Source organism: Streptomyces europaeiscabiei (assembly GCF_001550375.1).
In the GTDB taxonomy this organism is placed as follows: domain Bacteria; phylum Actinomycetota; class Actinomycetes; order Streptomycetales; family Streptomycetaceae; genus Streptomyces; species Streptomyces europaeiscabiei.
In genome coordinates this window covers 1-8,867 of the sequence record NZ_LRTR01000313.1, presented here as the reverse complement: position 1 = coordinate 8,867, position 8,867 = coordinate 1, and the positions used below count along the sequence as shown (strand labels likewise).

At 72.5% G+C, this 8,867-nt stretch carries 4 protein-coding genes and 1 pseudogene; 1 reads left to right on the top strand and 4 read right to left on the bottom strand.

The window, feature by feature from the left end; genetic code table 11:
* Window positions 1-1,760 (bottom strand): annotated as a pseudogene (locus AWZ10_RS15135) (ATP-binding protein); the annotation flags it as partial.
* A 110-nt stretch (window positions 1,761-1,870) separates the two neighbouring features.
* Between AWZ10_RS15135 and AWZ10_RS15130 the strand changes: the two are divergent.
* Complete coding sequence (locus AWZ10_RS15130) at window positions 1,871-2,392, top strand: DUF2165 domain-containing protein (protein WP_060891304.1); 522 nt, start codon at window positions 1,871-1,873, stop codon at window positions 2,390-2,392.
* 85 nt (window positions 2,393-2,477) lie between these two features.
* Here AWZ10_RS15130 and AWZ10_RS15125 read toward each other — a convergent pair whose 3' ends face one another.
* The 3 genes from AWZ10_RS15125 to AWZ10_RS15115 form a co-directional block, all read right to left on the bottom strand.
* Window positions 2,478-4,547 carry a LamG domain-containing protein gene (locus AWZ10_RS15125; RefSeq protein WP_060891305.1) on the bottom strand — a complete coding sequence of 690 codons (2,070 nt, stop codon included), beginning with the start codon at window positions 4,545-4,547 and terminating at the stop codon, window positions 2,478-2,480.
* 176 nt (window positions 4,548-4,723) lie between these two features.
* Window positions 4,724-7,318 carry a bifunctional FO biosynthesis protein CofGH gene (locus tag AWZ10_RS15120; RefSeq protein ID WP_046706935.1) on the bottom strand — a complete coding sequence of 865 codons (2,595 nt, stop codon included), beginning with the start codon at window positions 7,316-7,318 and terminating at the stop codon, window positions 4,724-4,726.
* Between the two features lie 257 nt (window positions 7,319-7,575).
* The gene (locus AWZ10_RS15115; RefSeq protein WP_060891303.1) at window positions 7,576-8,433 is read right to left on the bottom strand and encodes an LLM class F420-dependent oxidoreductase; all 858 of its coding nucleotides are present in this window, start codon (window positions 8,431-8,433) and stop codon (window positions 7,576-7,578) included.
* Window positions 8,434-8,867 lie beyond the last annotated feature (434 nt).

Sequence of the window (8,867 nt, the reverse complement as noted above, 5' to 3'; positions counted from 1 at the left end):
CCCAGCAGGTCCCGCCCCCAGCGTCCCGCGTCCTCGGCGTCGGCGTCCTGCCCCGCCTGTGCCAGGGCCTCGGCCCACCGCCGGGCCACGGCCGTGCCCTCGCCGCACGCGTCCACCACGTCCCGCAGCACCCCGGCGAGCGCCCCGCGCTCCCCCGCGCACAGCCGGTGGTACGCCTCGGCCAGCCGCAGCTCGCGCCACCGCGCCCCTCCCCACAGCGCCTCTCCCTCCAGGCCGACCTCGGCCTCCGCCCGCCACCCGGCGAACGCCTCCGCCAGCCGCCGGTGCCGCTCGCTCCAGCCCCGGGGCGACCGCAGGCGCTGCAACCGCGCCATCGGCGCCCGTACGACGTCGTGGAACACCACCCGGTCCCCACGATCGGTCACGAACGGCAGGGCGCGCAGCCAGGCGAACAGCGCGTCGGGGGCCTCGCCGCTGCCTGCGTCCGCGCCCGTGCCCGGGTCCGCACCCCTGCCTGCGTCCGCGCCCGTGCCGGGGCCCGCGCCCGTGCCGGGGCCCGTGCCGGACACGGCCACGCGGAACACCTCCGCGTCCAGCCACCGGGGCAGCGCGCAGGTCAGCGCGGCGGCCCGTCGTACCGGATCCCCCTCCCACCGCAGGAAGCGCTCCACGGCGGTGGCGCTCGCGTCGCCCGCGTCGGCGAGGTCGTCGAGGTCGGCGGGGCGGGCCTCGGCGAGGGTGGAGACGAGGACGGGCAATCCGCCGGTGAGCCGCAGGACTTCGCCGACGACCGGCTCGGCGAGCACGCCCTTGGCCGCGAGAAGGCCGCGGGACTCGGCCTCCGTGAAGGGCCGCAGGGGGAGGTCGAGGACGAAATCGGTGAGGCCGCCCCAGCGGGCGGCGTCGAAGGGCCGTTGCCCCGCCGTCACGAGGACGAGGTTGCCGGGGAGGGGACCGTAGCGGTCGCCGGAGACGATGTCGTGCAGCCACGGGTCGAGGAAGGCGCCGGTGCGCTCGTAGGTGTCGAAGAAGAGGACCAGCCACGGCACTTCGGCCGCGACCCCGGCCAGCTCCTCCAACAACGCGGGGGTGAGGACGAGTTCGGGGGCGAGCAGCAGCTCCGCGTCCTCCTGGCCGCGCGCACGCGAGCCGAACCCCGTCCGCAACCGGTCCGCTTGGCGGGCGAGTTGGGCCGGGTCGACGGCGCCGGCGAAGGGGCCGACCACGGGCACGAGTCCGAGCGCGACGAGGGTCGCCCGCGCGGCGGCCATGCTCGCGGCCGACGGCTCGGCGACTCCGGTGGCTCCGGTGGCTCCGACGGCTCCGACGGCTCCAGCAGCTCCGGTGGTCCCAGCAACTCCGGTGGTCCCTGGATGCCCCGGCTGTCCTGCCTCTTCCTCCGGCCTGGACAGAGCCAGGGCGGCGAGTTCCACCTCGTACCGTCGCTCGCGGTGGGCGGCGAGCAGCCGTTCCAGTTCCTTGAACCGCCGCCCCTGCCGGGCGAACCGGTCCGCGATCACGGCCATGGCCTCCGGCGCGCTGCCGACGCCGTCGTCGACGTACGCGGTGAGGGCCCCGCGCTCCTGGGCGATCTGCTCCAACTCCCGTACCAGGAACGTCTTTCCGATACCGGCGTTGCCGTGCACATGGAAGAGGAAGCGGCGCCGCTCGTCCTCGATGGGCAGGTCGAAGTTGGCGCGAAACGCGGCCCGTTCGGCGTTCCGGCCGACGAAGCCCTGGCGGGTACGGCGCCGGATCAGCTCCTGCATCGTCGGAATCGGCGGTTGCGCGCGCCCCATGCGTACCCCTCCGGCCATCCTCGGTTTTTCGCCATCGATGACGCTCATTGTGATCCAACGCGCCGAAAATCACCTGGGGGATGATCCATGCCCACACACATAGTGGGACCATGGCTGAAACCCGGACCCCCCGCGCCTCCCTCCTCCCCCTGGCCTCGACGCTGCTCGTCGGCACGGTTGCCCTCTACATGGCGCTCGTGGCGTTCAGCAACATCACCGACTTCGGTACGAACCAGCAGTTCGTCCGCCATGTCTTCGCCATGGACACCACGTTCAAGGACGAGGACCTCATGTGGCGGGCCATCGAGTCGAAGGGCGTCCAGGACGCGGCCTACGTGCTCATCATCATCTGGGAGACCGTCGCGGCCCTGGTCCTCGTCGCGGCCACCTGCTTCTGGGCCCGGGCCCTCGGCCACCGCACCCTCCACACCGCCCGCCGCTACAGCACCCTCGGCCTGCTGATGGTGCTGCTCCTCTTCGGCGCCGGCTTCATCGCCATCGGCGGCGAGTACTTCGTCATGTGGCAGTCCGGCGACTGGAACGGCCTCGACGCCGCCCTCCGGGTGTTCCTGTTGAGCGGAGTGGTGCTGATGGTGACCTACTTGCCGACGAACGACCGCGCGGTCGACTGAGCCACCGCTGCATGGAGGCGGGCAAACGGGCTGTGGCCCCCGCCGGTCGACCGGCGGGGGCCACAGCCATGCGAGTCGACAGCCGTCAGCAGAGGCAGGGCTCGGTGCCCCGGCCCAGTTGGTTGATCTCGTTGCCGGTCAGGGCGCCGGCGAACGCGTGCACCTCGTCGACATCGCCGTGGAGGTACTCGCCCCAGCCGTCGCCGACCTGGGCCCGGCCGACCTGGAGCGGGCCGGAGCTGGGCACGCCGCCCGCGAAGTCGGCGGTGGATCCGGTGTCGAGGGCGCCGTCCAGGTAGAGCTTGATCTTGTCGGTGGCGTCGTCGTAGACGACCGCGATCCGGTGCCCGTCGCCCTCTCCGCCGTCTGCCATCGCCAGCTGGGCCACGACGGTCTCCGTGGCGCCCGGCTCGTCCGCGTCGGGCATGAGCAGCTGCCAGGCGTACGTGGAGGGCTCGTAGCGAACCCTGAACGCGTCCGTGTGCTCACCACCCTGGGACAGCACGGTCATCGGACGGGTCGGCTCGGCGTCCGCGAGGCGTACGACCACGCCGATGGAGAAGCTGTCGGACGTGTCGACGACGGGCCCCTCCGTGGCCGCGTGCCCCGCCTCGCCGTCGAGCGCCAGATGGCCGTCACCGACGAGCGCGTACGGCACCACGGGGCAGTCGGGGTCGAGCTCCGGGAGGCAGGAGCCGTCCGGGCCACGATGGATCGTCGCTCCGGGGCCCAGCTTCAGCGGCGCACCGCCGCCCTGCTCGGGACTGGCGCCGTCCGACGCGTTCTCCAGCGACCAGTGGCCGAGTACCCGCGGCTTGCGGTGCGCCAGTTCGGCTGCTTCGCCGGGTACGACGACCCGGTCGTGGACCCTGATGCCACCGAGTTCGCCGTGCCAGCGGTCGCGGTAGGAGTCGCCGTCGCGGGCGCGGCCGATCTGGAAGGCGCCGACGGCTTCACCGGGTGCGGCCTCGGCCGTCGTACCGACCGGGTCGCCGTTGACGTACAGCTGCGCCTTGCCCGTCTCGGCGTCGAACACGCCCAGTAGGTGGGCCCACTCCCCGGTCTCGGGTGCGCCGCCCGACACTCGGGCCCCGCCGACGGTGAACGACCAGACGGGCGCCGCGTCGCCGGCGGTCAGCCCGAGGGCGAAGCCCGAGGACCCGCCCGCGTCCTGACTCACGACGGTCATGGTCCGGTCGGTCCGCGCGGGCCGTGCCCAGGTACTCACCGCGAACGTCTTCCGCGGATCGGCGAGGACCGGGGCGTCCGGGGTCAGGTAACCGTCAGCGCTGCCGTCCAGGGTGGCCGTGGAGGCGAGGCCCGTGCCCGTGGGCGCCGGTGCACCGTAAGTCACACCGCTACCGGCGTCGGCCGCGGCACCGGTCTCGGCCGCCGCGGTCGTGGAACCCGCCGGGTCGCCGAGCTTCCAGTGCGCGACGGGCCCGCGGCCGGACTTCACGAAGAAGCGGTACGAGGTCTCGCCGCTGCTGCGCCCGGCACGGTCTATTGCGCGCACCGTCAGAGTGTCGGGGCCCGAGGTGAGCGGCAGGAAGGGGAGAGTCACGGAGCCGCCGGGTTCGTCCGGCCGGGCGGTCCCGGACGGGCCTCGGAGGAAGTTGTACCGGTAGGACACGACGTCCTCGGAGGGCGAGTCCATGGTGAAGTGGCCGTAGACGCCCACTCCGTCCACCCACAGCACGTCCTCGGGGTATTCGGAGGACGTGACCGCCGCCTTGTCCGGATTGGCGTCGTCGTACACGAACTCGCAGGCCGAGCCCTCGCCTTCGGAGCTCCAGGGCGATTTCGCCGTACCGTCGTCCGCTCGGACGTGCCAGGAGACGACGGTGTTCGCGGGGAGGTCGTCCCACGGCAGTCCGAAGGTGAACGGGCTGCCCGACGCCTTCGCGGTGGTCGTGAGGGTCCTGCGTTGCTCGACGCCTTCGGTGTCCGTCCACCAGGCCTCGAACTCACCACTGACGCGGCCGCCGTCGGTGTCGTACAGAACGGCGTTGACGGCAGGCCGCGACTCGGCGAGGAACGCCTTGTCGTCGCCCGCGCCGCAGGCCTTGCCGCCCAGCTTCAGATCCCGCACGAGCGGCTGTTTCGGCGGCAGGTTCTCCGCCGCGTGCGCCACTGCGGACGTGGTCGCCACCATGGCTGCCACGGAGCACCCCACCGCCAGCAGTGCACGGCCGCCGGATCTCTTCAGCCTCTCCAACTGTCCCCTCCCCCTGTGAGCTTCCTCGTGCCCGTGGGTCGCACGGGCCGGAGGAGGTTAACAGGGGGCACGGACACCGCTGAAAGGGTTTTCCCACCCGCTCGGCGCAGACGTCAGTCCAGCACCGGCAGCAGCTCCGGCAGGTGTCCGTCCGACACTGCCGCCGCCCGTTGGCGTTCCTCCGGGACCTCGCCGTACAGCGTCGTGCGCGGCCTCGCCGGGCGGCCCGCCGCGTCCGCCACCGCGATCAGGTCCTTCACCGACTTGTAGGAGCCGTACGACGAGCCCGCCATGCGGGAGATCGTCTCCTCCATCAGGGTGCCGCCCAGGTCGTTCGCGCCGGAGCGGAGCATTTCGGCCGCGCCCTCCGTGCCGAGCTTGACCCAGCTGGTCTGGATGTTGGGGATGTGGGGGTGGAGGAGAAGGCGGGCCATGGCGGTGACGGCGCGATTGTCGCGCATGGTGGGGCCGGGACGGGAGATGCCGGCCAGGTACACCGGCGCGTTGGTGTGGATGAAGGGGAGGGTCACGAACTCCGTGAAGCCGCCGGTCTGTTGCTGGATCCGCGCCAGGGTGCGGAGGTGGCCCAGCCAGTGGCGGGGCTGGTCGACGTGGCCGTACATCATCGTCGAGGAGGAGCGGATGCCCAGCTCGTGGGCGGTGGAGATCACCTCGATCCAGGTGGCCGCCGGCAGCTTGCCCTTGGTGAGGACCCACCTCACCTCGTCGTCCAGGATCTCCGCCGCCGTGCCGGGGACGGAGTCGAGGCCCGCCTCCTTCGCGGCCGTCAGCCACTCGCGGATCGACATGCCGGTGCGGGTCGCGCCGTTCACCACCTCCATCGGGGAGAAGGCGTGGACGTGCATGCCGGGCACGCGGGACTTCACCGCCTTCGCGATGTCGAAGTACGCCGTCCCCGGCAGGTCGGGGTGGATGCCACCCTGCATGCAGACCTCGACCGCACCGAGGTCCCAGGCCTGCTCGGCCCGGTCGGCGACCTGGTCGAGGGAGAGCGTGTACGCGTCGGCGTCCGTGCGGCGCTGCGCGAAGGCGCAGAAGCGGCAGCCGGTGTAGCAGACGTTCGTGAAGTTGATGTTCCGCGTGACGATGTACGTGACGTCGTCACCGACGGCCGACCTACGGACGTCGTCCGCGATGCGGGTGAGGGCGTCCAGCGCGGGCCCGTCCGCGTGCAGCAGGGCCAGCGCCTCGGCGTCCGACAGCTTCGTGGGGTCGTCCGCCGCCGTGGCGAGGGCGGCCCGTACGTCCGTGTCGATGCGCTCGGGCACCATGCCGGGCGCCGCCGCCTCGCGCAGGGCGCCCCAGTCGCCGTAGACGGAGTCGAAGTCGTCACGGCGGTCGCCGGTACGGCCCTCGGTGTCGATGGAGGTGTGCAGATCCGTACGGCCGGTGGCGACGAAGACCTCCTCGGGCTCCTGCCACGGGTGCCCCTCGACGACCGCGTCCGGCAGGGCGAGGCCCGTCTCGGGGTCGGCGAGGGCCCTTACGTGCGGCAGGAGGCGCGGGTCGAGCCACGGCTCGCCCCGCGTCACGAACTCCGGATACACGCACAGGCGTTCCCGCAGCTCGAAACCGGCGGCACGGGACCGCTCGGTGAGTTCCTCGATCTGCGGCCAGGGACGCTCGGGGTTCACATGGTCGATGGTGAGCGGGGACACACCGCCCCAGTCGTCGATCCCGGCGCCGATCAGCCGCTCGTACTCGCTGTCGACGAGGTTCGGCGGGGCCTGGATACAGCCCGCCGGGCCCATGACGTGCCGGGCGACGGCCACCGTGGCGACCAACTCGTCCAGTTCCGCGTCCGGCATGCCGCGCATCGCGGTGTCCGGCTTGGCGCGGAAGTTCTGGATGATCAGTTCCTGGATGCCGTGGTAGGCGCGGGAGACCTTCCGGAGCGCGAACAGGGACTCCGCGCGCTCCTCGTACGTCTCCCCGATGCCGATGAGGATGCCGCTGGTGAAGGGGACGGAGGAACGGCCCGCGTCCTCCAGGACCCGCAGCCGGACCGCCGGCTCCTTGTCCGGGGAGCCGTGGTGCGGGCCGCCCGGCTCGGACCACAGCCGCGTCGCCGTCGTCTCCAGCATCATGCCCATGGAGGGCGCCACCGGCTTGAGCCGCTGGAAGTCCGTCCACGACAGCACGCCCGGGTTGAGGTGCGGCAGCAGCCCCGTCTCCTCCAGGATGCGGATCGAGATGGCGCGGACGTACGCGATCGTGTCGTCGTAGCCGTGCGCGTCGAGCCACTCGCGCGCCTCCGGCCAGCGGTCCTCTGGCTTGTCGCCGAGCGTGATCAGCGCTTCCTTGCAGCCGAGCGCGGCCCCCTTGCGGGCGACGTCCAGCACCTCGTCCGGCGACATGAACATCCCGTGCCCGGCCCGGCGCAGCTTGCCCGGCACGGTGACGAAGGTGCAGTAGTGGCACTTGTCCCGGCACAGCCGGGTGAGCGGGATGAAGACGCTCTTCGAGTACGTGATGACACCGGGCCGGCCGGCCTCCTGGAGGCCCACGTCCCGCACCCGCGCCGCCGACGCTGCCAGATCCTCCAGATTCGCGCCGCGCGCCTGCAGCAGCACCGCCGCCTCGGTCACATCGAGCGCCACACCGTCCCGGGCACGTTTGAGCGCGCGCCGCATGGAGTTCTCGGTCGGGCCGGTGGAGCCGGTTCCAGAGGTCGCGGAAGTCGTCATCCGTCGAGCATACGAGCGACTTGGCTCCGCCATCGGGCCGGGCGCCTGATAGCTCGGGGGGTGCGGGTGCGGGTGCGTCGGCGGGTGCGGGTCCGGTGGGGCTTCTCGCGCAGTTCCCCGCGCCCCTGAAGAACCAGGCCCTGCGGGCCGAAAAGCACGGGGCGCAGCCCCTGCTTCTCAGGGGCGCGGGGAACTGCGCGAGCAACCGCAACGCACCCGCACCCGCACCCGCCGACGCACCCCATGCCCCCGAGCTATCAGGCGCCCTCCCCCAAGAACACCCCGTACTCGTCCAACAGCCCGAGCACCTCGCCCTCCCCCGCCGGAGGCAACTGCACCACAGCCTCCTCGATCCCCAACTCCGCGTAGTACGCCAGCTTCCCCGCACTCGGCTGCACCGCGTACGGCACCACCTGCAGCGCCGCGGGATCGCGCCCCGCATCCGCCCACGCCGCCCGCAGCACCGGCAACGCCTCCCCCAGCCCCCGCCCCCCGATCGGCAGCCACCCGTCCGCGTACTCGGCGATGTGCGCGAACAGCTTCGGCCCCGCGGCCCCACCGATCAGCGTGCGCGGCCCGACCACCGGCCCCCGCGGCTTCTGCACCGGCTTGGGGTACGCGGAACTCGCCCGGACGCTCCCGTACTCCCCCTCGTACGCCGTCGGCTCCTCCGCCCACAGCGCCCGCATCAGCGCCATCCGGTCCCGCACCAGCTCCCGCCGGGTACGCCACACGACCCCGTGGTCGGCGGCCTCCTCGACGTTCCAGCCGTAGCCCAGGCCGAGGGTGAGGCGGCCGCCGGAGAGGTGGTCGACGGTCGCGATCTGCTTCGCGAGGTCGATCGGGTCGTGCTGGGCGACCAGCGTGATGCCCGTGCCGAGGCCCAGCCGCTCGGTGACGGCGGCGGCCTGGCCCAGCGCCACGAAGGGGTCGAGGGTGCGACCGTACTCGCGCGGCAGGTCCCCGCCGGCCGGGTACGGGGTCGTCCGCTCGACGGGGATGTGCGTGTGCTCGGGGAGGTAGAGCCCCGCGAAACCGCGTTGCTCCAGCTCACGGGCGAGCCGGGTCGGGGTGATCGTCTCGTCGGTGAGGAAGATCGTCACGGAGATGCGCATGTGTCATCTCTAGCGGCTCGGGACAGTGATGTCCATACCGACCGGTCGGCACATAGGGGAGTCAGCCGGTCGGCACGTAGGGCGTCAGCCGGCTGACACATAGGGGGTCGGCCGGCTGGCACGTAGGGGGTCGGCCGGCTGGCACGTAGGGGGTCGGCCGGCTGGCACGTAGGGGGTCGGCCGGCTGACACATAGAGGGTCGGCCGGCTGGCACGTAAGGCTTCGGTCGGCTGACACCTAGGGCGTCGGAGGTCGATATGCGCACCGGGTCGGCCGGTCGGGTGCAGACCCGGTGGAGCGGGCTACACCCCGGGTCCGGGTGCCCGCTCCCTCGCGGCGGCGGCGGGCGGGCGAGGGCGACCGTGGTCGGGCAGAGATCGCCGGACCACGCCTCCCACCCGAAGGGCCCCTCATGACCGTCAACCACCCCCGCC

Excerpts from the sequence above, each read along its gene's own strand:
- AWZ10_RS15120 (WP_046706935.1), bottom strand. The coding sequence starts at position 7,318 with ATGACGACTTCCGCGACCTCTGGAACCGGCTCCACCGGCCCGACCGAG.
- AWZ10_RS15115 (WP_060891303.1), bottom strand. The coding sequence starts at position 8,433 with ATGCGCATCTCCGTGACGATCTTCCTCACCGACGAGACGATCACCCCG.
- AWZ10_RS15130 (WP_060891304.1), top strand. The coding sequence starts at position 1,871 with ATGGCTGAAACCCGGACCCCCCGCGCCTCCCTCCTCCCCCTGGCCTCG.
- AWZ10_RS15125 (WP_060891305.1), bottom strand. The coding sequence starts at position 4,547 with ATGGTGGCGACCACGTCCGCAGTGGCGCACGCGGCGGAGAACCTGCCG.